The organism is Curtobacterium sp. MCBD17_008, assembly GCF_003234475.1.
Taxonomy (GTDB): Bacteria; Actinomycetota; Actinomycetes; order Actinomycetales; family Microbacteriaceae; genus Curtobacterium.
Genome location: NZ_QKTK01000002.1, coordinates 127,344 through 150,784, shown reverse-complemented (window position 1 = coordinate 150,784; position 23,441 = coordinate 127,344). Strand labels below are relative to the sequence as shown.

The 23,441-nt window shown below is 71.8% G+C and carries 22 protein-coding genes; 5 read left to right on the top strand and 17 right to left on the bottom strand.

What is annotated here, in order from left to right; all coding sequences use genetic code 11:
- Nucleotides 1-2 precede the first annotated feature (2 nt).
- From DEI95_RS02545 to DEI95_RS02520, 6 genes are all read right to left on the bottom strand, one after another.
- Nucleotides 3-2,504, bottom strand: a complete 2,502-nt coding sequence (locus tag DEI95_RS02545) for an OpgC family protein (protein ID WP_111059295.1) — start codon at nt 2,502-2,504, stop codon at nt 3-5.
- Nucleotides 2,492-2,902, bottom strand: a complete 411-nt coding sequence (locus DEI95_RS16570) for an ATP-binding protein (protein WP_110823594.1) — start codon at nt 2,900-2,902, stop codon at nt 2,492-2,494. Before DEI95_RS16570 ends, DEI95_RS02545 begins: the two co-directional genes overlap by 13 nt.
- Nucleotides 2,899-4,923 (bottom strand): glycosyltransferase, encoded by a 2,025-nt coding sequence (locus DEI95_RS02535; RefSeq protein ID WP_110823593.1) that lies wholly within the window; start codon nt 4,921-4,923, stop codon nt 2,899-2,901. Before DEI95_RS02535 ends, DEI95_RS16570 begins: the two co-directional genes overlap by 4 nt.
- Nucleotides 4,924-5,216: 293 nt before the next feature.
- Entirely contained in the window at nt 5,217-5,498 is a 282-nt protein-coding gene (locus DEI95_RS02530; RefSeq protein WP_110823592.1) for a pyrophosphorylase, read from the bottom strand.
- 184 nt (nt 5,499-5,682) lie between these two features.
- The gene (locus DEI95_RS02525; RefSeq protein WP_110823591.1) at nt 5,683-7,524 is read right to left on the bottom strand and encodes a DEAD/DEAH box helicase; all 1,842 of its coding nucleotides are present in this window, start codon (nt 7,522-7,524) and stop codon (nt 5,683-5,685) included.
- Nucleotides 7,525-7,638: 114 nt separating this feature from the next.
- Nucleotides 7,639-8,421 (bottom strand): SDR family NAD(P)-dependent oxidoreductase, encoded by a 783-nt coding sequence (locus DEI95_RS02520; protein ID WP_110901388.1) that lies wholly within the window; start codon nt 8,419-8,421, stop codon nt 7,639-7,641.
- 130 nt (nt 8,422-8,551) lie between these two features.
- Between DEI95_RS02520 and DEI95_RS02515 the strand changes: the two genes are divergently transcribed.
- From DEI95_RS02515 to DEI95_RS02505, 3 genes are all read left to right on the top strand, one after another.
- On the top strand, nt 8,552-9,121 hold the full coding sequence (locus DEI95_RS02515) for a TetR/AcrR family transcriptional regulator (protein WP_110911434.1): 570 nt from the start codon (nt 8,552-8,554) through the stop codon (nt 9,119-9,121).
- A gap of 329 nt (nt 9,122-9,450) precedes the next feature.
- Nucleotides 9,451-11,517 carry an MDR family MFS transporter gene (locus DEI95_RS02510; protein WP_111059294.1) on the top strand — a complete coding sequence of 689 codons (2,067 nt, stop codon included), beginning with the start codon at nt 9,451-9,453 and terminating at the stop codon, nt 11,515-11,517.
- An 85-nt stretch (nt 11,518-11,602) separates the two neighbouring features.
- Nucleotides 11,603-12,220, top strand: coding sequence for a TetR/AcrR family transcriptional regulator (locus DEI95_RS02505; RefSeq protein ID WP_110823587.1), 618 nt, complete (start codon nt 11,603-11,605; stop codon nt 12,218-12,220).
- An 84-nt stretch (nt 12,221-12,304) separates the two neighbouring features.
- Here DEI95_RS02505 and DEI95_RS02500 read toward each other — a convergent pair whose 3' ends face one another.
- The 10 genes from DEI95_RS02500 to DEI95_RS02460 all read right to left on the bottom strand — a co-directional run bounded on the left by DEI95_RS02500 (nt 12,305) and on the right by DEI95_RS02460 (nt 18,168).
- The gene (locus tag DEI95_RS02500) at nt 12,305-13,510 is read right to left on the bottom strand and encodes an AraC family transcriptional regulator (protein WP_111059293.1); all 1,206 of its coding nucleotides are present in this window, start codon (nt 13,508-13,510) and stop codon (nt 12,305-12,307) included.
- Between the two features lie 87 nt (nt 13,511-13,597).
- Nucleotides 13,598-13,858, bottom strand: coding sequence for a hypothetical protein (locus tag DEI95_RS02495; protein ID WP_110823585.1), 261 nt, complete (start codon nt 13,856-13,858; stop codon nt 13,598-13,600).
- Nucleotides 13,859-13,981: 123 nt separating this feature from the next.
- A complete protein-coding gene (locus DEI95_RS16565) occupies nt 13,982-14,149 on the bottom strand; it encodes a hypothetical protein (RefSeq protein WP_181419415.1) in 168 nt (55 codons plus the stop codon).
- 217 nt (nt 14,150-14,366) lie between these two features.
- On the bottom strand, nt 14,367-15,332 hold the full coding sequence (locus DEI95_RS02490) for a helix-turn-helix domain-containing protein (protein WP_146243578.1): 966 nt from the start codon (nt 15,330-15,332) through the stop codon (nt 14,367-14,369).
- Between the two features lie 113 nt (nt 15,333-15,445).
- Complete coding sequence (locus tag DEI95_RS02485; protein WP_110823582.1) at nt 15,446-15,715, bottom strand: GlsB/YeaQ/YmgE family stress response membrane protein; 270 nt, start codon at nt 15,713-15,715, stop codon at nt 15,446-15,448.
- A gap of 357 nt (nt 15,716-16,072) precedes the next feature.
- On the bottom strand, nt 16,073-16,636 hold the full coding sequence (locus tag DEI95_RS02480; protein WP_111059291.1) for a hypothetical protein: 564 nt from the start codon (nt 16,634-16,636) through the stop codon (nt 16,073-16,075).
- Nucleotides 16,633-17,205 (bottom strand): DUF6286 domain-containing protein, encoded by a 573-nt coding sequence (locus DEI95_RS02475; protein ID WP_111059290.1) that lies wholly within the window; start codon nt 17,203-17,205, stop codon nt 16,633-16,635. Before DEI95_RS02475 ends, DEI95_RS02480 begins: the two co-directional genes overlap by 4 nt.
- 11 nt (nt 17,206-17,216) lie before the next feature.
- Nucleotides 17,217-17,534 carry a hypothetical protein gene (locus DEI95_RS02470; protein WP_111059289.1) on the bottom strand — a complete coding sequence of 106 codons (318 nt, stop codon included), beginning with the start codon at nt 17,532-17,534 and terminating at the stop codon, nt 17,217-17,219.
- Nucleotides 17,531-17,722, bottom strand: a complete 192-nt coding sequence (locus DEI95_RS02465; RefSeq protein WP_110901382.1) for a DUF2273 domain-containing protein — start codon at nt 17,720-17,722, stop codon at nt 17,531-17,533. The genes DEI95_RS02470 and DEI95_RS02465 overlap by 4 nt, the downstream gene beginning before the upstream one ends.
- Complete coding sequence (locus tag DEI95_RS02460; protein ID WP_110823577.1) at nt 17,719-18,168, bottom strand: Asp23/Gls24 family envelope stress response protein; 450 nt, start codon at nt 18,166-18,168, stop codon at nt 17,719-17,721. The genes DEI95_RS02465 and DEI95_RS02460 overlap by 4 nt, the downstream gene beginning before the upstream one ends.
- A gap of 274 nt (nt 18,169-18,442) precedes the next feature.
- Here DEI95_RS02460 and DEI95_RS02455 point away from each other — a divergent pair, with 274 nt between their 5' ends.
- On the top strand, nt 18,443-19,789 hold the full coding sequence (locus tag DEI95_RS02455) for an alpha/beta fold hydrolase (protein ID WP_111059288.1): 1,347 nt from the start codon (nt 18,443-18,445) through the stop codon (nt 19,787-19,789).
- On the top strand, nt 19,765-21,375 hold the full coding sequence (locus tag DEI95_RS02450; RefSeq protein ID WP_258367408.1) for a GMC family oxidoreductase: 1,611 nt from the start codon (nt 19,765-19,767) through the stop codon (nt 21,373-21,375). The genes DEI95_RS02455 and DEI95_RS02450 overlap by 25 nt, the downstream gene beginning before the upstream one ends.
- Before the next feature lie 156 nt (nt 21,376-21,531).
- Here the strand turns inward: DEI95_RS02450 and DEI95_RS02445 are convergent, their stop codons facing one another.
- Complete coding sequence (locus DEI95_RS02445) at nt 21,532-23,412, bottom strand: family 43 glycosylhydrolase (protein WP_111059287.1); 1,881 nt, start codon at nt 23,410-23,412, stop codon at nt 21,532-21,534.
- Nucleotides 23,413-23,441: the final 29 nt, after the last annotated feature.

The window sequence follows — 23,441 nt, the reverse complement described above, 5'->3', positions numbered from 1 at the left end:
CGTCAGCGCGGGATGACCGAGAACAGGAACTTCTTCCGCACCATGTACCAGACGAGCAGGATGAGCACCGTGTGGGTGATCGTCCCGATCCAGACGTTGCCGTAGTCGACCGGGATCGACGCGACCACGAGCGCGAAGAACACCTGCCACACGAACACGTACAGGCTGGCCTGACCGAGCGGGATCCAGAGCCAGCCGATCACGGCGTTCACCGGCTTCCAGAACACCGTGAGGATCGCGTACGACACGATCGCGAAGAACGCGATGTCGACGAGACGACCCCACTGCAGGTCCACACGCTGGTACGCCGTGTTGTACAGCTCGCGGTACATGTCCGCAGGGAACGGCACCGGCGTGAAGTCGAACCGGTCACCCGCCCAGACGTAGACCAGGAACGCCGCGTACCCGCACACCAGCACACCGACGAGCACCTTGCCGAGGCGGCCGGTCAGGGCGCGCGTGATCTGCCGTCGGTGGTAGCCGAGCACGAGGCCGTGCGTGAACACCACCTGCCAGATGAACAGCGGGAACACCGCGTCGAACTGGGCGTTGACCGGCTTGAACTCCGGGTTGAGCACCTGGAACACGTAGAGCGCCCAGCTCGCGATGAGCAGCGCCCACCAGAACCCGCGGCGGATGATCCACATGAACACCGGGATGAACAGGCTCAGCACCACGAACAGGCCCATGATGTTGAACGGCCAGGGGCCCATCTCGAGCAGCAGGAACTGTCGGATCGCGTACCAGGGCGGCGGGTAGGCGAGCAGTTGCATCGCGTTCGGGTACAGGTCGTAGACGCGCCCCTCGGCCCGCACGCCGTCCGTCCCGGTCCCTCGGTCGGTGAAGGTCGTGATCGCGTCGGTGTTCAGGAACGGGATGAAGCTCAGCGCGAAGACGACGAGGATGACGACGAGCGTCACGACGTACTGCTTGCGCGCTCGCTTGAAGGCCCCGATCGCCGAAGCCCACTCGCCGAACTTGGCGACGCCGAGCGGGTAGACCATGCCGAGGACCATGCCGGACAGGAACACGAACATCTCGGCACCGGTGATGGCGCCGACCGCGTGCAGCGTCAGGTACGAGTACGGGCCGGACACCTCGATGTGCGTGATCACCACCGCGAGGATGATGAACCCGCGGAACAGGTCGAGTCGGAGGTCGCGTCCGGGCTTGCCGTCGTCTGGGTAGCGCCAGCTCGGCACGAGCCGCCCGAACAGCCCGCTCAACACGAACACGACCGCGAGGCCCGCCGCCAACCAGACGATCCACGCCATCTGGTCGCCGCCGGTGTCGAGCTGCTGGTTGGTGGCCTCGACGCCCTGCTGCGGGGTGACCCGCTCGGTGACCGGACCGAAGACGAAGCGGTCGGACTCCTGCAGATCGGTGCGGAACGACCCGGCGACCCCCGGCGCCTTGGCGAACCGCCAGTCCGCGGGCCGGTTGCCCGCTTCGGGCTCGCGCCGGATCGCGTCGATGTAGGTCACACCGCGGACCTCCGGGTGGTCGCGGACGGCGTCGATGACCTGCCGCCACCACCCCTGCTTCACGAGCAGTTCGGCGTCCCCTCCGAGCGAGTGGTCGTAGAGCGCACCGGTGTCGAGGAGCATCGGGAGGTCCCGGCCCTCGGCGAAGCGCTCCGTGAACGTCTCCGGCTGAGGCCGCTGGTAGCCCCAGGTCTCGGCGAAGCGCTGTGCCACCTCGTCGGACTCCGGCACGTCGTTCCGCGTCAGCGGGACGTCACGCCCGGCGGCCTCCGTCGCCGCTCCCTTGCCGAAGTAGAACATCGACAGGCCGACCCAGTCGACCGACGCCTCGCCCGGCCAGTAGGGCAGGTACGGGTCGTCGGCCTCGGTCAGCTGCCCGTCGCCGTTCGTGTCGAGCTTCTCCGTGTCCGTCGCCGACAGGTCGGCCAACCGGCCGGCGGACGAGCCGAACGGGTACCCGGCGCCGTAGGACGGCTGCCACACCATGCGGGCGTCCGAGTTCCCCGCGTGCACCTGCGTCGCGAGCGCCCGGAAGGCCCGGATGAACTGCGTCGGCTGCTGCCCCCAGCGCAGCCACGTGCCGTTCATCTGCGGGGCGAAGCGGACGAGCAGCTGCGTGTCGTACTGCCGGTGGATCTCCTGGAGGAGCGTGTTCGCCCGACGGGCGTCGGCCTTCGTGAGTGTCCGGAGCGCACGGTCCGGCTCGAGGCTCACCACGAGCACGGCACCCTGCGCCGCAGCGGCACGGGTCGCGCGCAGCAGCTCCCGCTCGGCCGACCGGTCGATCGGGTACGCGACCTCGACGCCGTACATGGACGGCGTCGCGTCGAGTCGTCCCTCGTAGCCGTCCGGTGAGTCCGAACCCCAGTCGAGGTCCGGTCCGAACCAGGTCTTCCCGCTCGCGGGTTCGCGGACGCCGGACGTGACGGCGTCGGCGGGCAGCGCCCCCCCGAGCACGAGCACGCCGATCGTGACCAGGAGCGCGACCGCCTTCGCCGCGTTCTGCCTCAACGAGCGCACACCAGCGTCCAGACGTTGCGGCCGCCCTGGTGGGTGTGCTCGAGGCGGTCGAGGGCGGCGATGGCCAGGGCGAGCCCCCGGCCCCCCTCGTCCTCGGGGTCCGCCATGGTGACCTCGCCGAGGTCGATGTCGACCGGCATGCCGTTGTCGGACAGGACCGCGACCAGGTCGTCGCCGTCGGTGCCGAGGTCGAGCAGGAACCGTCGGCCCTGACCGACGTCGGACCGGCGGGTGTGCTCGATCACGTTGGCGGCGATCTCGACGAGCGCGGTCTCGAACCGGAACCGCAGCGAGACGTCGTCGACCCCCAGGCCCTCCCACCACGACCCGAACGTGTCCTGCACGGTGTCGAGCGACGCCGGGACCGCCGGGACGTCGATGCTGGCGTCTACGTTCACAGGGGTCCTCCGACGGTGGTCGACTCGTGGGCCAGGGGCATCTCCGCCTCGGGTCCGCGGTAGCGCACGGCCCGGATGACGATGCTGAAGATGAACAGGTCGAACACGACCCAGGCGGTGTTGACGAGCGGCGCGATGCCCTCGGCCTGCCCGGCCAGGTAGCGGATCGCGATCATCACGAGCGCGGCGACCAGGGCCCCCATCGCGATGAGCTGCGGCCTGACCAGGTCCCACCGGGGCCGTGCCTCGGACTCGTCGCGCACCTTCGGCGTCACGCGGAACCCGAGGGGCTTGCCGCGGAACACGTTCTCGAACGCGCTCGTCACCGACTCGATCCAGACCGGGAAGAGCGCGAGCGAGTACTGCTGCCCGCGCCACGTCGGTCTGCCTGCGGCCACCACCCAGAACAGCAGCTGGTTGAGCACCAGGAACGGGATCAGCCGGACGAAGAAGTCCACGCTGTACGCCTGCACCGGCACGACGCCGAACGACAGGCAGAGGACCGGTGCGGCGATGTAGACGACCGCGGCGAAGCCCGACAGGTAGCTCCACATCGTGGAGAAGTACATGAGGCGCTGGCCGAACGACAGGCCCTTCTGCACGAGCGGGTTCTCGCGGAAGAACACCTGCATGGTGCCCTGCGCCCAGCGGAGGCGCTGCACGAGCATGGTCTGGAGGTCCTCGGGCGCGAGGCCCTTCGCGAGGATCTCGTCGTGGTACGCCGACTTCCAGCCGAGACCGTGCAGGCGCATGGCGGTCGCCATGTCCTCGGTCACCGAGATCGTCGCCAGCGGCATGATCGGCTGCGCCTCGTCGTCGCGGTTGACGTCGAGCGCGCGGGTCAGCACGGCGATCGCCTCGATCGCGGCGACCGGCGACGCGTCGCGCTGCCCGAGGACGTCGAGTGCGGCGTCGTCGAGCCCCGCGAACGTGTTGGCGTCGGTCGACATCGCGGCGAGCTCCTGCAGCTCGGCACGGACCGCCTCGAGGTCCGCCGCGGCGAACCGGAAGGCGATCGCGTCGATGCCGCGCTGGAACCGGTAGGTGACGTCGCCGAGCGGCTCGCCCGTGGCGATGTCGGCGCGTGCCTGCTCGACCACGACCTCGGCGTCGTCGAGGGCGGCGAGCACGCGCGGGTCGGTCTCGTTCTCGCGTGCGCGGGCGAGGAGCTTCTTCGCCGTCTTGACGGTGCGCTGCACGCTCGTCTCGACCTCGCGGACGTACCGCGTGATGCCGAGCTGCATGAGGGCCTCGCGGCGCAGGATCGCGTTCGACCCGCAGAAGAACGCGGCGTTCCAGCCGTCCTTCGACTGCTGGATCGGCCCGTAGAACAGGGGCGCCTGGCTGCCGAGCGGGTCCGAGTCCGGCACGTTCTCGAACCACTGCGGGGTCTGCACGAGTGCCATCCGCTCGTCCTTGAAGTACCCCAGCGTCCGGTCGAGGATGGCGGGGTCCGGCACCTGGTCGGCGTCGAGGATGAGCAGGAACTCGCCCTGCGTGGCGAGCAGCGCGTTGTTGAGGTTGCCGGCCTTCGCGTGGCGCGGCCGGTCCACCCAGTCCTTGCCGCGCGTGATGACCCCGAGGCCCTCGGCCTCTGCCGCCGCCCGCATCTCCGGACGGTTGCCGTCGTCGAGGATCCAGGTCTCGTGCGGGTGCCGGATCGCCTTCGCGGCACGGGCGGTGCGCATGACGAGGTCGATCGGCTCGTTGTACGTCGTGATGAAGACGTCGACGGTGACCGGGTCGCTCGGCGGGGTCGGCGGCTCACCGCGCTCCCGGAGCTTCCACGCGCCGAACGCGAAGAGGACCGAGTCGATGACGCTGTACGTCTCGGCGAGGATGAGCGGCACGGCGATCCACCACGAGTGCCAGTTCACCGAGGCCACCCACCGCCACGCGATGTAGTTGATGCCGGAGACGGCCGCGAGCACGGCGACCGTCCGCACGGCGAGGAGCCGACGGCGCGGGGTGCCGACCTCGAGCCGACGTCGGTCCTGACGCCCGACCTCGACCGCCGTCATCGACGTGCCTCCGGTGAACCGTGGGTGCTGTGCACGGTGTCCCCTCCTGATCCCGAAGACCCGTGCACGCGGTTGCCGCGCACGGGGGTGCCATCGGGGTCGGCGACGGTCCCGGGTCCCGCCGGTCGCTCCCCTGCGCTCGACGTCACCCCTGGCGACGTCGGCGTGCTGTCCTGTCTACCGCAGGCGGGCGACCACTGTCAGCACCACGCCCCGATCTGGGGACGGCCGGCCCGGTACGACGACGCCCGGGCCGTCGAACTCGTCGACGACCCGGGCGTTGTCGGGCGGTGTTACGCGCCGCCACCCGCGGTGAAGATGTCCTGCGAGATCTTGTCGAGCTGCGTGCGGAGCTGCTCGAGCTCCGTCTTCGCCTTGTCCAGCGCAGCCTTGGTCTCCGGCCACGTCGAACCACGGAAGTTCGCGGCCAACGGCCCGTCCCACACGTTCGAGTCGGACAGGATGCGCCCCTGCGCATCGAGCTGCGAGATCTGGTCCGTGAACCCACCGTTCACGATGGACTGGATCTGACGGATGGCGGTCTTCGCCTGCTCGGTCGAAAGCACACGCGACATGGTGAACCCCTCTTCTCTTCGTACCTGCACCCCCGCGCAGAAGATCCCCCGGAGGCTCTGACGCGGTCCACAGTACCCAACCGCGCCGCAGGCACACCAGGGTGTGCACAGGAACGACAAGAGGCCCGGTACCAGTGGTAACGGGCCTCCCGTCAGCGGCCGGTCGCGTGCGCGGCCGGTCGTGTCAGTCGCGCGTGTGACGCGGCTTGCGCGCCTCGCGGTCGTCGCCGTACCCGCGGTCGTCGCGACCACCGCGGTCGTCCCGGTCGCCGTAGCGCCCGCCGTCACGGCGCGGACCGCTGTCTCGGCGGATCGGGCCGCGACGGTCCGGCTGGATCTCGATGAGCTTCCCGCTGATCCGGGTGTCGCGCAGTCGGTCGAGGACGTCCGAGCCCATGTCCGACGGCAGCTCGACGACGGAGAAGTCCGGGCGGATCTGGATCGCACCGAAGTCGTCGCGGCGGAGGCCGCCCTCGTTGGCGAGCGCGCCGACGATCTGCCGGGGCTCGACACGGTGGCGGCGGCCGACCTCGATGCGGTAGGCCGTCATCGGGACGGAGCGACGTCGGCGGTCGCCGCCGTCGCGCTCACGGTCGCCGTCCCGGGCGGGACGGTCGTCGCGGCTGCGGCGCTCGTCGCGCTCGGCCTGCTGGCGGACGCGGTCGTCGGCCGGGTCGAGGAGGAGCGGGGTGTCGCCCTGTGCGACGACGGCGAGCGCCGCGGCGACGTCCGACTCGGGGACGTCGTGGTGCTCGACGTAGTGCCCGATGATGTCGCGGAACGCGGTGATCCGGGACTGCTGCTCGAGGGCCGCGGTGATCGCGTCGTCGAAGCGGGTGAGGCGGGTCGAGTTGACGTCCTCGACGCTCGGCAACTGCATCTGCGTGAGCGGCTGCCGGGTGGCCTTCTCGATCGCCGACAGCAGCCGGCGCTCGCGCGGGGTGACGAAGCTGATCGCGGCACCCGAACGACCCGCGCGACCGGTGCGGCCGATGCGGTGCACGTAGGACTCCGTGTCCACCGGGATGTCGAAGTTCACCACGTGCGTGATGCGGTCGACGTCGAGTCCGCGGGCGGCGACGTCGGTCGCGACGAGGATGTCGAGCTTGCCGGACTTCAGCTGGTTGACCGTGCGCTCACGCTGGGCCTGGGCGACGTCCCCGCTGATGGCGGCGGCGGCGTACCCGCGGGCGCGGAGCTTCTCGGCCAGGGTCTCGGTCTCGCTCTTCGTGCGGACGAAGATGATCATGCCCTCGAAGTCCTCGACCTCGAGGATGCGCGTGAGGGCGTCGACCTTCTGCGGGTACGAGACGATGAGGTACCGCTGCGTGGTGTTCGCCGAGGTGGTCGTCTTCGCCTTGACCGTGATCTCGGCCGGGTCGTTGAGGTACTGCTTGGAGATGCGGCGGATCTGCGCGGGCATCGTCGCGGAGAACAGCGCGACCTGCTTGGTGTCCGGCGTCTCGGCGAGGATCGTCTCGACGTCCTCGGCGAAGCCCATCTTGAGCATCTCGTCGGCCTCGTCGAGCACGAGGTACTTCAGCTCGGACAGGTCGAGGGTGCCCTTGGCGATGTGGTCCATGATGCGACCCGGCGTGCCCACGACGACGTCGACCCCGCGACGCAGGGCGGACAGCTGCACGCCGTACGCCTGGCCGCCGTAGACGGGCAGGACGTGGACGTTCTTCATGTGCGACGCGTACTGCTCGAACGCCTCGCAGACCTGGAGCGCGAGCTCACGGGTCGGGGACAGCACGAGTGCCTGCGGCAGCTTGGCGCCGGACTCCATGCGGGAGAGCACGGGGAGCGCGAAGGCGGCGGTCTTGCCGGTGCCGGTCTGGGCGAGGCCGACGACGTCGCGGCCCTCGAGCAGGGTGGGGATGGTGGCGGCCTGGATGGCGGAGGGGGTCTCGTACCCGATCTCCTTGACGGCCTTGAGGACGGCATCGCTGAGCCCGAGGTCGGCGAAGGTGATCACGGGCTCCTCGTCGACGGCTTCGGTGGGGGTGTTCGTCTCGGTGCTCATAGGAGGAACGGTATCCCGTTTTCGGAGCGCACCCCAGACGGCGCGGGGCGGACGGGACGGACGGGAGGCCCGTGGCGGCGCCGCCACGGGCCTCCCGTCCGTCGTGCGGCCGGTTCAGACGACCGACCAACCGCCGTCACTCGGCAGGACCGCCCCGTTGACGTTCGCGGAGTCGTCGCTGAGCAGCCAGGTGATGGCGGCCGCGAGCTGCTCCGGCTGCGCCACCGGCGGGATCGTGGTCTGCATGATCGGGCCGACCCGACGGGCGGCGTACTCGCTCCGCATCGGGGCCTCGATGTTCGTCGCGACCGCACCCGGCGCGACCGCGTTCGCACGGATGCCCTGCGGCCCGTGGAAGAAGGCGACGCTCTTGGTGTACCCGGCGATGGCGTGCTTCGACGACGTGTACGCGGCTCCCGCGGCGGAGGCCTTGAGCGCCGCCTCGGAGGCCACGTTGACGACGGACCCCCGGCCCGCGGCGATCATGAGCGGGAGCACGGCACGGGTGAGCCGCATCGGCCCGGTGACGTTGACGCTGAACACCCGCTCCCACGTGGCGTCGTCGACCTCGTCCGGCGGCAGGAACGCGTCCATGATCCCGGCGACGTTCGCGAGCCCGTCGACTCGGTCGCCGGCGACGGCGAGCAGCGCCTCGATCGTCTCGGTGGCGGCGACGTCACCCACGACGGTCTCGACGTCGAGTCCGGCGCCGTCGACGAGCTCGCTGCGGAGCGCGTCGAGCCGGTCGGCGACGACGTCGGTGGCGATCACCCGGCCGCCCTCGGTGGCGATGCGGAGGGCGGTCGCGCGGCCGATCCCGGAGCCCGCTCCGGTGACGATCACCGTCCGGCCGGCGAAACGGGCAGCGGACGCGGTGGCTGGTGCTGGGTCGGTCATGGTGTCTCCTCGTCGAGCAGCCGACGGGCGGGTCCCACCGGCGACGGTCGCCCGTCGGCACAGTTCTAGCACTCAGTGCCGGAAGTCACCAGAGTCCGGCACCCGGACGACCGCGTGGCAGGATCGGCCCATGGCAGATCGGCCGACCGGGCGACCCCGCACGATCGACCCGGACCGGGTGTCGCTCGTCGCGCTCCGCCTGTTCGACGAGCGCGGGTACGACCTCGTCTCGATGGACGAGGTCGCCGCCGCTGCCGGGGTCAGCCGGCGCTCGCTCTTCCGGCTCTTCCCGACGAAGGCGTCGCTCGTCTGGGGTGGCCTCGACGAGTTCGCCGAGCGCCTCACCGCAGCCCTGGACGCCCGCCCCGCTGACGAACCAGCGCGCGCCGGCCTCCGCGCCGCCTACCGTACGGCCGCCACGTTCCCCGACGCCGTGGTCGAGACGACCCGGCACCGACTCCGGGTGATCCGGGTGAACCCGACCCTCGCCCGCGAGGCCCCCCGGTTCCCCGGAGGCACCGAGGAGCACCTGGTCCGCTTCGTGGCCGAGCACGACGGGGTCCGGGCAGACGGGCTCGCGCCCGCGGTCACCGCAGCGGTCGTGATCGGGGCGGCGACGGCGGCACTCCGGTGGTGGGCCGAGCAGGACGACGGTCGCCCGGAGGACGCGGTCGACCGGGCTCTGCGTGACCTCTCCTGAGCAGACGTCCGCACCGTCCGCACCGTCCGCAAGGTCCGCGAGGTCCGCAAGGTCCGCGAGGTCCGCGAGGTCCGCGAGGTCCGGGGAGATGGTTGCGTCATGGAACTATCGGGTGTAACTTTGCATCGTCTGCAAGGTTTCACGGCGCGCAGCAGCCCTCGCGATCCGTCCGGATCCCGGCCTCCGCCCGACCTCGCCACCGCCCGACGACGCGTCCGCCGCCCGGGCACATCGATGAAGAAGGACCCCCATTGTCAACAGCCACCGCAGCGACCTCGGTGCAGGACAGGCACGCCACGACCGCTGGCGCGCCCGGCCAGCAACCCCTGATGACCCACCGTCAGATCCTGCTCGTCATCTACGGCCTCATGGCGGGCATGTTCCTGTCCTCGCTCGGACAGACCGTCTTCGGCACCGCGATCCGCACGATCGGTGACGACCTGCACGGACTCGACCAGCAGGCCTGGGTCACGACGGCGTACCTCATCACGTCGACGATCGCGACGCCGATCTACGGCAAGCTCTCGGACGTCTTCGGCCGTCGTCCGCTCTACATCTTCGGCATCGTGGTGTTCATCCTCGGCGCCGTGCTCTCGTCGATGTCCACCTCGATGCTCATGCTCGCGGCCTTCCGCGCCGTGCAGGGCATCGGTGCCGGTGCACTCATGTCCCTGCCGCTGGCGATCATGGGCGACATCCTCGCCCCGCGTGAGCGCGCCAAGTACCAGGGCTACTTCCTCGCCGTGTTCGGCATCTCCTCGGTCATCGGCCCGCTCATCGGCGGTCTGCTCGCCGGCGCGTCCGAGATCCTCTTCATCACCGGCTGGCGCTGGGTGCTCCTCATCAACGTGCCGATCGGCATCGCCGCGCTCGTCATGGTGATCGTCTTCCTGCACCTGCCGAAGGTGCACGACACGAAGGACAAGCCGGTCGTGGACTGGTGGGGCGCGACCGCGGTCATCGTCACCCTCGTCCCGCTGCTCCTCGTCGCCGAACAGGGCCGCACCTGGGGTTGGGGGTCGGCGGCCGCGATCGCCTGCTACGTCATCGGCGCGGTCGGCCTCGTCGCACTGCTGCTCATCGAGTCGAAGATGGGCGACGCGGCGATCATCCCGCTGAAGCTCTTCCGCTCGGGCACGTTCTCGATGGCGACCGTCATCGGCTTCCTCGTCGGGTTCGCGATGTTCGGCGCGATGCTGACCATCCCGCTCTACCTGCAGATCGTCGTCGGCCTCACCCCGACCGAGTCCGGGTTCGCCACGCTCCCCCTCGTCGGCGGCCTCATGATCGCCTCGATCGTCTCCGGTCAGATCGTCGCCCGCGTCGGCCGGTACCGGGTCTTCCCGGTGATCGGCACCGCGCTCGTCTCCGCCGGGTACGTCGTCCTGACCTTCATGACGATCGACAAGCCGCTCTGGTTCCTGATGATCGGCATGTTCCTCATCGGGCTCGGACTCGGTTCGGTCATGCAGTCCCTGACGCTCGCGTCGCAGGGATCGGTCGAGGCGCGGGACATGGGCGTCGCCACCAGCTCGGCGACCTTCTTCCGCCAGATCGGCGGCACGCTCGGCACCGCCGTGCTCCTGTCGATCCTGTTCTCGGTGATGCCGACGAACATCGTCCACGCGACGGCCGACAGGGCCGACCTGACGTCCGCACTCGACGCCGCACTCGACCCGCGGGTCGCCAGCGCGAAGGCGAACCAGGGCGTCATGGACCAGATCTGGAACCCGATCGTCGACCCGGTCCGGGACAGCATCGGCTCGGGCCTGGCGCGCGCCACCACCACCGCGAAGCAGGCCGCCGACCAGGCCGTCACCGAGCAGGTCACCACCGCCGTCCAGGCGCAGGTCGCCGCCGGCACGCTCCCCGCGGCGGCCGCCGAGACCGTCATCGCGCAGCAGGTCTCCGACGCCACCCCGCAGGCCGAGGCCACCGCGCTCGCGACGGCAGCCGACAAGGCGCACGCCAGCGTCGTGGACGGCAAGCTCGCGGTCGACTGGGAGGACGCCGGACAGCGCACCTACTGGGTCGACCAGGTCGTCCCCGACCTCGCGGAGCAGATCGAGAAGGGCGCGCACGACGGCTCGAGCGCATCGGCCACCAACGACACCTCGTTCCTGACCGGCGCCGACGCCCGCCTGACCCGCCCGTTCATGGCCGGCTTCAACGCCTCGTCCGTCGCGATCTACTGGGTCGGACTCGGTGTGATCCTGCTCGCGTTCGTGCTCACCTGGTTCTTCAAGGTGCCGCCGCTGCGGCAGCGCTCGGCCCTGCAGGAGCAGGCGGACATGTCCGCGCAGGCACAGCTCGAGACCGACGCCGGTCTCGCCGCTGCAGAGGCAGGCTCGTTCACCGGTCCGATGACCGGCTCCACCCCGACCCAGCGTCGGTGACCACCCGGGCCGCCCGTCCGCTCGCCGTCCCCTCGGCTGCGCGCGGGCGGCCCGTCCTCGTCTCTCCCACCCCGGAGGTCCTCCCGTGACCACCACGGCAGCACCCGCACACCCCGACGGCACCGAGCCGTGCACGCTCCGCGAGCGCAAGAAGCAGCAGACGCGCCAGGCGATCCACGACGCCGCCCTGACGCGCGTCACCGAGCAGGGGCTCGACGGGGTCACCGTCGAACAGATCTGCGCGGACGCCGACGTCTCCCCCCGGACGTTCTTCAACTACTTCTCGTCGAAGGCGCACGCCGCGATCGGGCTCGACACCGTCGAGGTCCCCGACGTCGTGCGGGACCGGTTCGCAGCCGCGGACGGTCGGCTCGTCGACGACGTCTGCACCCTCGTCGCGGACACCGTCCCGCTCGCCGCCGACCGCGCCCGCGCGAAGGAGCTCCTCGTCCGTCGCCCCGAGATGACCTCGATGGTGATGCGCTGGATGGCCGAGTCCCGTCAGGCCCTCATCGCCGCGGTGACCACCCGGACCGACGAGGACACCGCCCGCACGGCCGTCGCCCTCGTCATGTCGGCGCTGTCCGAGGCCGCCCACCGCTTCACCGTGCAGTCCCAGGCGGACCTGGCCGTCCGCCTCCGCGCCGTCGTCGCCGAGATGGTCGCGCTCGCCACCGCAGCGCCCGCCACGACCGAACGCTGACGCGCGGCGTCGTCGGGACGTCGGACGGGAGGCCCACCCGGCCCCGCGCCTCCCGGCCCGTCGGCGCGTCAGCCCGTCAGCCCGTCAGGAGCGTCGCTCCGGCCAGCCACCGCGACGGCGACGGTCGCGGAGCTCACGGAGGAAGGCGCTGGGCGTCGTGCCCCGCTCCTCCCGGAAGAGCTGCTGCAGGCGTCGCGGCCGGAGGCCGGCCGCCGCCGCGATGTCGGCCACCGAGCACGCCCCGTCCAGGTGCGCCTCGATGTAGTCGACCGCCCGCCGGATCCGCCACGACGACCCGCCGTCGGGGCGCTGCGACGTCGACGCACGCAGCGTCGCCGAGGGGTCCTCGCCGAACCGCGCGCGGTAGGCGACGGCGAACCGGCTCGGGTTCGTGAACCGCCAGGTCCGGGCCACCTCGAGCACGCTGTTCGGCGACGCACCGCGGAGGAGCTCCCGCCGGACCTCGTCCAGGCGGTGGTCGCGCAGGAACCCGTTCGGCGTGACGCCGAGGGTGCGGGCGAACACCTCCTGCAGGCCGCGCTCGCTGAGTCCGGCTGCGGCCGCGATGGCCGGGACGGAGGGGCGGTCGCGTGCGTGCTCCTCGATGAACGCGATGGCGTCCCGGATCCGGCTCGCGGTCGGGACGTCGTCGCCACGGTCCCGCACGGGGAAGGTGTCGAGCACGACCGTGGCGAGCCGGCGGTTCAGGGCCGTCCGCATCGCGCCGCGCACCCGGTCGTCCATGAGCGTCGGGCTGACCTCACGGAGCAGACGCCGGAGCGGCCCGTACCGCGCGATGCGATCGTCCTGCTGGTCGAACAGCACCGGCCCCGAGGGCATCCGGTAGCCGAGCTCGGCCGCGGTCCGGCGCAGGAACGCGTCCGAGATGTGCACGCCGTTGTAGACCGTGCCCTCGGAGGCGAAGCGGTACGCCTCGGACGCAGAGGCGATGTAGGGCGTCCCCGGCTCGATCACCCGGGACCGGTCCGCGAAGTGCATCTCGAGGCGGCCCTGCTGGAGCCAGAACAGCACGTGGTCGTCCCGCGGACCGATCACGCCACCACGACGGCCGCCGTGCGCGTTCATCGTGCGGAGCGTCAGGTCGGCGTCGCCGATCAGCGAGTACTCGTACCGCGTGCCCTCGGTCGCGAACGCGTCCGTGACCGTCGTGGTCGCCCCGACGAGGTCCCGACCGGAGTACTCGGACCGGAAGATCGCCGTGTAGTCCGCTCCCCCGGCGTCCGTGAACCGCTGTCGGCGGAACCCGTCGTCGTCGTCGATCGGTGGCACCGCGACATCATCCCATCCGGGGAACGCGGACCGTGACCGTCGTCCGCGGAGGGCAGGGCCGGGCGGCGCCGGTCCGGGCGCGACCGGTCAGCTCCGGAAGAGCGGCGCCCAGAAGGCGTCCGGCCCGTCCTGCTGCACGGCCTCGCCGTCGAACCGGAACCCGTAGCCGCCGACGAAGTCCGCGGCGGCTGCGAGTTCGTCGACCCCGTCGTCCTGCGTGTGGTCGAAGAGGTGCACGCCGTGCCCCATCGGGACGCCGCTGTCGCTCACGATGGTGAGGTCCCAGCGGCCCTCCTCGGCGCGTTCGATGCGGACGACGGCGGCCTGGTCGGCGGTGAAGTCGGACATGACGCCGAGCCTACGCACGCGCGCCGGGTGCGGCGCCGGGAGCACGCGCGCCGGGTGCGGCGCCGGGAGCACGCGCGCCGGGTGCGGCGCCGGGAGCGGGCGGTGCCCCGGCGGCGTCCCGGGTCAGACGCCGGTGAAGAAGTCGGCGTAGGTGGGTTCGGCGGGCGTCGACCCGGACGTCCGGCGCGAGACCATCGCGTCGATCTCGTCGGGGTGGCTCAGACCGCGGCGGTGCCACTCGTCGGGCTGGCGGCGCAGGTCGTGGAGGGAGGGACGGATGCGCTCGTTCACGGTGCGCTCTTCCTGCTGGTGCCGCTGGTCCCGATGGGTTCGGAGGCGCACGGACCAGCATCCCGCGTCCGCCCGGCCGGACCAACCGCCGGGCTCCCGCGAGTACGCCGTCCGGACACGGTGTCCGCTGTGCGCACCGCCGTGGCCCTGCGGGTCCGCGCGTGCTCGGGAGGGGCACCCTCGCCCTGCCCGGAACGGCCACTCCCGGACCGGTCGGTCAGCCGCCGGGACGACGGCGGAGCGTTGCCGACGGCGGTTCGCCGAACGTGGCCGCGTAGGTGCCGGAGAACCGTCCGAGGTGCCCGACGCCCCACCCGAGGGCGACCTGCGCGACGGTGGTGGTGCTCGGGTCGGCGGCGGCGAGCTCGGCGCGCACCCGGTGCAGGCGGACCTGTCGCAGGAAGTGCATCGGCGAGGCACCGGTGTGCCGTCGGAACGAGGCCTGCAGGGACCGCACCGCCACCCCGGCCGCCTCGCTGACGTCGGTGATGGTGATCGGTCGCCGGGCGTTCGCGACCATCCACTCCTGGGCGGTCCGCATCGTCGCGGGTCCGCCGTCCAGGAGCCGGGAGGGTGGGACCGGCACGGCGTCGAACGCGAGCACGACCGCCTCGGCGACCGCCGTGTCGAGCGCAGCCCGGCGGTCGCGGGCCGTCGTCGGGTCGAGCAGGGCACCGGCGGCTCCGGACACCACGGCCTTGAGGCGCTGGAGGGCCCCCGGGTCCGCCTGCCGCGCGAACTGCAGCGGGGCCGGCAGGTCACCCTGTCGTGCGGCGGCGACGGACTCCAGGAAAGCGCGGTCGAACCGGATGACGTGCTGCGCGGCCGGCGCGGCGTCGAAGGCGAACGCGCGCCCGGCGGGGTACATGACCGGGACGCCGGGCTGCATGTCGACCGGGTCCGACGAGGCCGTGTCGAGCCGGATGCCCGGCGCGGAGGCCCAGGCCAGGACGTAGTCGTCCCCGGGCTCGATCGTGCCACAGCGACGCGCCGCCACCGAGGACGTCCCGACGGTCACCGCGTCGTCCCCGACGAGGCGGTAGCGCCACGAGAACCCCTCGGCGGCAGCCCGCCCGATGGAGATGTCCCGGCTCGAGTAGACGCGCTCGTAGAACGCGACCGCCTCGTCGACGGCGGAACCGCGGCGGTCGATGTGCACAAGGGGTTGTTCGACGGAGTCCATGCACCACCAGGATGCCGACGACCTCCGACATCGCGCCCGTGACACAGACGAGCCCCGCACCAGGAGGTGCGGGGCTCGTCGTGGTGCCGGCGATGTGCCGGGCTCCGGCAGGCTCAGGCGCGGGAGCGGCGGCGACCGGTGATCGCACCCCAGATGACGAGGACGATCAGCGCGCCGAGGATCGCGATGATCCAGGACTGGATGCTGAAGAAGCCGTCGTAGCCCACGTCGAAGATGAGGCCGCCGAGCCAGCCACCGATGAGGGCGCCGATGACTCCGAGCACGAGCGTGGCGAGCCAACCGCCGCCCTGGCGACCGGGGAGGATCAGCTTGGCGATGGCGCCGGCGATGAGGCCGAGGAGGATGAAGCCGAGGAAGCTCATGGGAGTGCCTTTCGAGACTGGCACCGCGAGGTGCCGTTGTGGTGCAGGGGTGTCACCCGGGGGGCGACGGAGCGGTCGAGATCGACGCTCCCGGGACCGGAGAGTGCCGGTCAGATGGTGTCGAGCAGGCCGTCACGCGACTGCTCCGCGAACAGAGCCGTCATGTCGATGGCCTCGGTCGGGGTGTCCCCGTCGACGAAGGTGGAACTCGAGGGTGTCGAGTGCATCAGACCGGTCCTTCCGTGGTGGTGCGTGTACCGCTCCACCATGCTCCCCGTTCAGTAGTTAGGCACACTACACAGTAGGTGATGCGTTATCTGGAGCATCTGCAGGACCCCGGGAGGCCCGTACGGTCCGTCACACGACGCGCGAGACCTTCGAGACGGGCACGTGCGTGCCTCCGGTGAGGTGCACCAGGACCGGCACCTGACGACCGAGGGTCCGGTCGAGGGTGGTGATCGCGGCGTCCACTGCGTCGAGGACCGTCACGGCGTCCCCGCCACGGCGGACCGCGACGCGGAGCCGTGCAGCGCGGTGCTTGCGCACGGTGTAGACGTCGACCTTCGAGGAGACGACGTCGCGCACGCCGGCCAGCTCGTGGTCGATGACGTCACGGACGAGGGCGACGTTCACCGTGACCTCGTCGTCTCCGACCGACTCGCGGACGGCGATCGCGGTGCCGCCCCGCCCGCGGGTGAGGACCCAGACGAGCGCGAGCACGACCACGACGAGGCAGGCCGCCGCCACGACCCACAGCGAGGCCGCGGGGACCTCGACGCGGTCGGGGATGGTCATGTACGGCCGCAGTGCGTCCCGGACGGCGGGCAGGACTCCGGCACCCATCGCGAGTCCGACGACGACCGAGACGAGGCCGAGCACGAACAGGATCACCCGGTTGATGGTCCGGTTGCTCGATGTCATGACAGGGAGCCCTTCTCGCTGACGCGGACGGTGACGTGGCGGCCGAACCGCTCGTCGAGCTGTCCGAGCCGTTCAGCGACGGCGTGCTCGACGGCTGTGGAGTCCACCGGGATGCCGGACATCGGTACCACGGACACCTCGGTGCGGAGGCCGCGGGCACTCGCGGTGGTGTGCCCGTCGGGGACACCCGCGGCACGACCGGCGGCGTTCCGGGCGGTCGAGGCGACGATCGACGAGTCGACGACGGCGCCGCGGCCGTGCGCCACGACCGATCGGTGCTGGCGGCCGGGCTTGAGTGCCAGGACCACGAGGACGATCCCGGCGACGAGGAGCACCGCGGCGATGACCTCGATCATCGTCACGAAGGCCGCGTCCGGTGCGAGTGCGGCGTCGACCGCCGTCTGCGGGTCGGCCAGGAGCGGCGGCGCTCCGATCGCACGGAGCACCGACTCGGTGCCGATCCACGCCGCGACCAGCACGAGCACCACCAGTGCCACGGACACGGCGGTCGACCGGGACCGGTACACGCTCCGGCGACGGAGCCGACGTTCGACGGGATTGTTGCTCATGGCGTCCTCTCCTACCGGACCCGGACGTCGCGCTCGCGCACGATCCCGGTCAACTCGATGCGGGCCGCGCCGACCCGACGACCGGTGAGGGCGCTCACGCGGATCCGGATCTCAGCGGCGGCGGACGTGGTGCGCTCGACGAGGTCCGTGCCAGCGGCGATCGGGCCGGTGATGTCCATGGCCAGTGCCCCGGAGGCGTCGCCGAGGTCCACCCGCACCCGCTTCGTGGGTGCCCCGAGCCGCTCGGCGGCGACGGCGCGCGCACATGAGGTGAGGGCGCGGGTGGTGATCTCGACGCGGCCCGGCACCGTGCCCGGGCCGTCCGTCACCGGGAGCTCCGGCGTCCGGTCAGCACGTCGGTCAGCGCGGCCCGGTCGACGCGTCCGGTTGCGAGTGCCGCGACGAGCGCACCCACGGCGGCGAACACGGCGACGAGGACGAAGCCCCAGAAGCCGAACTGCAGTGCTGCGACTGCCAGGAGGGCGCCGATCAGGGCGCCGGTCAGTGTGGCGCTCATGCGACGCGCGGCTCCTTCTTGTCCTCGTCCTCGTCGTCGTCACCCGGGATGAAGACGTCCTGGATCGTGACGTTGACCTCGGCGACCTCCATGCCGACGATCTCCTCGAGCGCGCGGGAGACCGCGGAACGCACGTCCTCGGCGACCTGCTGCAGGGGCACCGGGTACTCGGCGACGATGGTGATGTCGGCGGCGACCTGCTTCTCGCCGACCTCGACCTTGACGCCCTGGCTGAGGTCACGCTGCCCGATCGCACCGCGTATGGCACCGATGGCGCGGGCGGCTCCGTTGCCGAGCGAGTGCACGCCGGGGACGTCGCGGGCTGCGATGCCGACGACCTTCGCGACGACGGTGTCGTCGACGACGGTCTTCCCGGTGGACGTGGACGTGAGCGCCGAGCTGCCCGTCGACGTGGTCGCGACGGTGGTCGTGGTGGTGTCGGTCATGGTGTCTCCTTCCGATGGCCCGCCGGACGTTCCCAACGGGTGCTGTTCACGGATGAGACGGGCTGGAGAGGACGTTCGTCACGGAAGCCGCGCGACTTCCAGGTCGGTCCCAGGATCGGCCGGTCCGCACGCATCGATCTGTACCCCGACGGTCGCATGTTTCCGATTGCGGCTCAGCCGATGCGCGGAATGGCACCGATCGAGACCGAGGGTCGTGCCCGCTCGGGGTACACGGCGCTGTGGACACCGGCTCCCCCGACGGTAGGAACGACCCATGACGGCGACCGCGTTCTGCCTCCACGCCCTCGGGTCGAGTTCCGAGGAGTTCGCCGCGTTGCGGACCCGCCTGCACGGCACCCTCGACCTCGTCGGCATCGACCTGCCCGGCTTCGGCACGAGTCCGGCCGCGAGCGGCACCACCGTCGAGGAGATGGCCGTGCTCGTCGAGCGTGCGATCGGGACCAGCGGCGCCACCGAGTGGGCGCTGATCGGGCACTCGATGGGCGGCAAGGTCGCCGCGGTCGTCGCCGGCCGCACGATGAGCGGCGCGAACGGCCTGTTCGGACTGCGGGCGGTCGTGCTCCTGGCGGCGTCGCCCCTCTCCCCCGAGCCGATGGACGAGGGACGTCGGCAGACCATGCTCGACTGGGCCGCCGACCACGAGATCGGGCCGGACGAGGCCGCCGCGTTCGTGGACGCGAACACCGCGGGCCAGCTGCCCCCGCACGAGTCCGCGATGGCCGTGCACGACGTGCAGCGGGCCGATCCGGCAGCCTGGAGGGCGTGGCTGCTGCGCGGCAGTCGCGAGGACTGGTCCGACACGATCGCGCCGAGTCCGGTGCCGGCCCTCGTGCTCGCCGGCGCGGACGACGGTGACCTCGGCCCCGACGCCCAACGTCGACTGACCCTCCCGCACTGGACCCGGGGCGAGTTCGACGTCGTGCCGGACGCCGCGCACCTCCTGCCCTGGGAACAGCCGGACGCGGTCGCCGACCGGATCCGGTCGTTCTGGACCCGACGCGTCGACCACGGGCCGACCGTCCCGACCGACTCCGCCCGTGTCATCGCATCGCCGCGGGTGAGCGCCCGGACCCGCGGGGTGCTCGCGGAGCGCGCGCTCCCCGACGACCCGGCGGCAGAACCACGTGCACTGACCCCGCAGCAGCTCGACACCCTGCGCGCCGTCGCCCGGGTGGTCGTGCCGCAGGCCGCGGACCGGGCGATCGACCTCGCGCTGCGCGTCGACGCCCAGCTCGCCGCCGGGGCAGGTGACGGGTGGCGGACCGAGGGCATGCCCGCCGATCCGGACGCGTACCGGGCGGCACTCGACGTCCTCGCCCCGGAGGCCGCGGTGTCCGACGAGCACCTCGCCGAGGTCCTCGACGCCGTGGACGAGGGCACGTACTCGCCCGCCGGTGGGGTCCTCGACGCCGGGCAGTTGCGGGCGTGGTCCGAGGACGCCGGGGTCGACCTCGTCAAGCAGTGGCTCGCCCACCCCGCGACGATGGGCGCGATCGACTACGACGGCTTCGCCAACGGCGGGGACGGCGTGCGCAAGCAGGGCTTCCAGCTGCTGGGAGCCGGACAACGCGAAGCATGGGAACCGGGAGCGACACGATGAGACTCGACCACCAGCGCCGGTACGGCGAGGACGAGGTCGTCGACGTGGTCGTCGTCGGCACCGGTGCGGGCGGCGCACCGCTCCTCGCGAGCCTGGCCCGTGCCGGCCTGCGGGCCGTCGCGCTCGAGGCCGGCCGGAACACCGAGCCCGGCGACCACCTGCCCGACGAGGTCGAGGCACCGGCGGACATCAACTGGATGGAGGAGCGGATCAGCGGCGGCGGTGCCCCGACCGCCTTCGGTCCGAACAACAGCGGCACCGGTGTCGGCGGGTCGACGCTGCACTGGGGTGCCTTCACACCGCGGCCGAGCGCGCACGACCTGCACCTGCGGTCGGACACCGGCGAGGGCGTGGACTGGCCGGTCGACCACGCCGAGCTCGTCCGCTACATCGAGCAGGTCGAGCACGACGTGGGCGTCGCCGGCCCCGAGCACTACCCGTGGGACCCCGCACGTCGGTACGCGATGCGCCCGCCGGGCCGGAACGCCTCGTCGGACATGATGATGCGCGGCGCCGCAGCCGTCGGGATCACCGCGACGGACGCCCCCGTCGCGCTCACCACCGAGGACCGGCACCAGGAGCACCACGGCCTCCGCCACGCCTGCGTCTCGTGCGGCTCCTGCCACCAGGGCTGCCGGAACGGCGCGAAGGTCTCGATGGACACGACGTACCTGCCGGCCGCCGTCGCGTTCGGTGCGGAGATCCGCGCCGAGGCGCTCGTGCACGGCATCGAGCTCGACGCCCGGGGCGAGGTCGAGGCCGTCGTCTACCGGCAGCACGGTCGCGAACACCGTCAGCGCACCCGCGCCCTCGTCCTGGCGGCCGGCGGGGTCGAGACGCCCCGCCTGCTCCTGCACACCGGGATCGCGAACAGCAGCGGTCAGGTCGGCCGGAACTTCACCGCGCACGGTGCCACGCAGGTCTGGGCCCGGTTCGACGAGTCGATGCGGTCCTACCGCGGCTACCCGTCCTCGATCATCACCGAGGACTTCGTCCGCCCGGCCGACGCCGACTTCGCCGGGGGGTACCTGATCCAGAGCCTCGGCGTGCAGCCGCTGACGTTCGCCACGTCGCTCGTGCGCGGGGGCGGGCTCCGCGGCGCGGCCCTGGTGCGGGCGATGCGGGACTACCCGCACATGGCCGGTGTCGGCATCAACGCCGAGTGCCTGCCGTACGACGACAACCGACTCGTCCTCGGCGACGAGGTCGACGAGCACGGGATCCGGAAGGCGACGATCACGTTCACGCCCGGTTCGAACGAGGAGGCCATCCGGCGCCACGCCGTCCGCACCATGACCGCGATCATCGAGGCCGCGGGCGGGCAGGACGTCCGCGTGCTCGAGCGCACCGCGCACACGATCGGCACCGCCCGGATGGGCACCGACCCCGGCGCGTCGGTGGTCGACGCGGCCGGTCGGTCGTGGGACGTCCCGAACCTCTGGATCGCGGACAACTCGGTCTTCCCGAGCGCGGTGATCGCGAACCCGGCGCTCACGATCATGGCGCTGTCCCTCCGGACGGCCGACCGCATGCTCCGCGGGGACGCTGCCGGCGACCGCGCGCAGGGGCTGGTCGCCGCCGCCTGAGCGGTCCGGCCCACCACCCGTCGGACGGGAGGCCCGCGGCCGCGGCTCCCCGTGCCTCCCGTCCGGGCCCGAGACGCACGCGAGCCCGCTGCGTGCGGCACGACGGTGACCCCCCGGGACGACGTGGACGTCCCTGACCGCTCCTCCTCGTGCGCCCTACCGCGTCGACCGGACGGTGCTCACCCGCAGGTGTTCGAACGTGCTCGTCGACCCGGCACCGCCGAGCGAGATGAGCCCGATGCGCGGCGTCGACCCGAGGTCGGCCGTCCAGGTGCCACCCCGGACGAAGTGGCGGCCGTCGATGCTCGTGTACGCCGTGTAGCGGTGCTCCCCGTCGACGACGCGGTGCACGATCCGGAGCGTGGTGGCGTCCCCGACCGGCCCGACGACCATGTTGCCGTAGCTCGGCGCACCGTCGGGCTGACCGCTGACCTGCTTGCCGAACTCGGTCTGCCGGGTGTTGAAGATGGAGTTCGACACCAGTCGGACGTAGTTCCCGTCGTCCCCGTACACGACGAGTCCGCCCTGCCGGTAGTTGAAGGAGTCACCGGTCGCCGGGGTGTCCATCCGCACCCGGGTCTCCACGACGTAGTCCCCGGCGGGTGCCGCTTCGGTCAGCACCGAGGCGAGCGGCGTCTGCGGCGGGTGCAGGTCGGCGTCCTGGGTCTGCCACCGGAAGGCACCGCCGGAGACCCCGTACGTGGCACTGTCCGGTTGCCGGGTCCACGTGAGCGTCGGCGGCAGCGCGGTGCCGTCGAACTCGGTGGACAGCGACCGGATCGTCCGCGCCGGGACGTCGACCGGGGCGAGGCGCGGCCGGTACGCGGAGCGCTGCCCGGGCTGTGCCGCCGGGGCGGGCTCCACGGAGTCGGAGGGTCCTGCTCCCCCGCGCACCACGGGCCAGCCGCCGACCCAGTCGATCGGGTCGATGAGTGCCGGGCGCTTCGTGTACCCGGTCTGCCCGGCGTAGTACGGGTCGGTCCGGTCGACCGCGTGGTAGATCATCCAGTCCTGACCGGCGAAGTCGGTGACGACCGTGTTGTGGCCGGTGCCCACCCAGCGGTTGCCGTTCTGCGCGAGGAGGGGCGAGCCTCCCACCCGGGTGTCCGTGATCGCGACGCCGTCGCGGTCGCGGAACGGCCCGAGCGGGCTCTTCGAGCGGGCGACGAAGACGCCGTACCCGGTGAGCGATCCGTTGCAGCAGTTCGTCGCGGAGCCCATGTAGTACCACCAGCCGCCGTGCCGCATCAGGTACGACCCCTCGTACCGGTTGTCGATCGCGATCTGGCGTTCGGTCTCCGGACGCGAACGCAGGCCGTCGGCCGTGAGCTGCCGCACGTGCACGCCGCCGAAGTAGCTGCCGAAGTACAGGTAGGTCCGGCCGGAGTCGGTGATGACCTCGGGGTCGAACGACCACCGGAAGCCGTCACCGTTCGGCGCGGTCTGCGGCGCGACGACGGGTCCGCCGGAGTCCGTCCACGGTCCGGTCGGGCTGCTGCTCGTCGCGACCCCGATCGCGGAGCCGCCGCCGGTCGGACCGGTCGCCGAGGGGGTGTCCGACGCCGTGTAGTACAGGAACCAGGTCCCCGGCTTCCCCCGCGATCCGGCGCGGTACACGACGTCCGGGGCCCAGATGCCGTTCGCCTCGCCGACCCATGCCGGCTTCGTGTCGAAGGCGTCGCCGACGTACGTCCAGTTCGTCAGGTCCGTCGACCGGTACGTCGGGACACTGTGCTGCACGAGTGCGCCGTCCGGGGTGGTCTCGGTCTCCGAGATCGCGTCGGTCGTGCAGTACAGGTACCAGTTCCGGTCGCGCCCGACCCCGTGCAGGGCGGTCGGGTCGGCGCAGCTCGCGGCCGTCTCGCCGTCCGGGAGGCGCAGGGCCATCGGGTTCTGGTGCGTCGCCGCCGGGGCGTGGTGGCGGGCGGTGGCGGGTGGTGCGGGAGCGGCGGGTGGAGCGGCGGTCGCGGGCCCGGCCAGGGCCTGGGCCCCGACGATGGTCACGGCCGCGAGGGTGATCGCGATGGTTCGGCGCACGGGACAGCCTCTCGTCGTTGAGGAGGTGG

Bases quoted from the DNA above. Each gene is read 5' to 3' on its own strand.
- DEI95_RS02465 (WP_110901382.1), bottom strand. From the start codon at position 17,722: ATGAGCGCCACACTGACCGGCGCCCTGATCGGCGCCCTCCTGGCAGTC.
- DEI95_RS02535 (WP_110823593.1), bottom strand. From the start codon at position 4,923: ATGACGGCGGTCGAGGTCGGGCGTCAGGACCGACGTCGGCTCGAGGTC.
- DEI95_RS02455 (WP_111059288.1), top strand. From the start codon at position 18,443: ATGACGGCGACCGCGTTCTGCCTCCACGCCCTCGGGTCGAGTTCCGAG.
- DEI95_RS02480 (WP_111059291.1), bottom strand. From the start codon at position 16,636: ATGACATCGAGCAACCGGACCATCAACCGGGTGATCCTGTTCGTGCTC.
- DEI95_RS02520 (WP_110901388.1), bottom strand. From the start codon at position 8,421: ATGACCGACCCAGCACCAGCCACCGCGTCCGCTGCCCGTTTCGCCGGC.
- DEI95_RS02525 (WP_110823591.1), bottom strand. From the start codon at position 7,524: ATGAGCACCGAGACGAACACCCCCACCGAAGCCGTCGACGAGGAGCCC.
- DEI95_RS02460 (WP_110823577.1), bottom strand. From the start codon at position 18,168: ATGACCGACACCACCACGACCACCGTCGCGACCACGTCGACGGGCAGC.
- DEI95_RS02530 (WP_110823592.1), bottom strand. From the start codon at position 5,498: ATGTCGCGTGTGCTTTCGACCGAGCAGGCGAAGACCGCCATCCGTCAG.
- DEI95_RS02510 (WP_111059294.1), top strand. From the start codon at position 9,451: ATGACCCACCGTCAGATCCTGCTCGTCATCTACGGCCTCATGGCGGGC.
- DEI95_RS02475 (WP_111059290.1), bottom strand. From the start codon at position 17,205: ATGAGCAACAATCCCGTCGAACGTCGGCTCCGTCGCCGGAGCGTGTAC.
- DEI95_RS02485 (WP_110823582.1), bottom strand. From the start codon at position 15,715: ATGAGCTTCCTCGGCTTCATCCTCCTCGGCCTCATCGCCGGCGCCATC.
- DEI95_RS02450 (WP_258367408.1), top strand. From the start codon at position 19,765: ATGGGAACCGGGAGCGACACGATGAGACTCGACCACCAGCGCCGGTAC.
- DEI95_RS02515 (WP_110911434.1), top strand. From the start codon at position 8,552: ATGGCAGATCGGCCGACCGGGCGACCCCGCACGATCGACCCGGACCGG.
- DEI95_RS02495 (WP_110823585.1), bottom strand. From the start codon at position 13,858: ATGTCCGACTTCACCGCCGACCAGGCCGCCGTCGTCCGCATCGAACGC.
- DEI95_RS02490 (WP_146243578.1), bottom strand. From the start codon at position 15,332: ATGGACTCCGTCGAACAACCCCTTGTGCACATCGACCGCCGCGGTTCC.